A 582-nucleotide genomic window follows, 5' to 3' on the forward strand; every position below is an offset into this window, starting at 1 on the left:
CAACCAACAAGAAAACACTGGCAGATTACGCCCGTGCCTTATCCGGAGAGGATGAATGACGCGACAGGAAGAACTTGCCGCTGCCCGTGCGGCACTGCATGACCTGATGACAGGTAAACGGGTGGCAACAGTACAGAAAGACGGACGAAGGGTGGAGTTTACGGCCACTTCCGTGTCTGACCTGAAAAAATATATTGCAGAGCTGGAAGTGCAGACCGGCATGACACAGCGACGCAGGGGACCTGCAGGATTTTATGTATGAAAACGCCCACCATTCCCACCCTTCTGGGGCCGGACGGCATGACATCGCTGCGCGAATATGCCGGTTATCACGGCGGTGGCAGCGGATTTGGAGGGCAGTTGCGGTCGTGGAACCCACCGAGTGAAAGTGTGGATGCAGCCCTGTTGCCCAACTTTACCCGTGGCAATGCCCGCGCAGACGATCTGGTACGCAATAACGGCTATGCCGCCAACGCCATCCAGCTGCATCAGGATCATATCGTCGGGTCTTTTTTCCGGCTCAGTCATCGCCCAAGCTGGCGCTATCTGGGCATCGGGGAGGAAGAAGCCCGTGCCTTTTCC

At 56.9% G+C, this 582-nt stretch carries 2 protein-coding genes; both read left to right on the plus strand.

All coding sequences use genetic code 11. The annotated features are described in order from the left end of the window. The first annotated feature begins 55 nt into the window (after window positions 1-55). A complete protein-coding gene (locus MTCD1_RS18395; protein WP_000198149.1) occupies window positions 56-262 on the plus strand; it encodes a phage head-tail joining protein in 207 nt (68 codons plus the stop codon). Then, window positions 259-582, plus strand: a 324-nt coding sequence (locus tag MTCD1_RS18400) for a phage portal protein (protein ID WP_088569000.1), incomplete at its 3' end; no start/stop codon positions are given. The genes MTCD1_RS18395 and MTCD1_RS18400, both read left to right, overlap by 4 nt.

Source organism: Colwellia marinimaniae (assembly GCF_002207865.1).
Lineage (GTDB): Bacteria > Pseudomonadota > Gammaproteobacteria > Enterobacterales > Alteromonadaceae > Colwellia > Colwellia marinimaniae.

Bases quoted from the DNA above. Each gene is read 5' to 3' on its own strand.
- MTCD1_RS18395 (WP_000198149.1), top strand. From the start codon at position 56: ATGACGCGACAGGAAGAACTTGCCGCTGCCCGTGCGGCACTGCATGAC.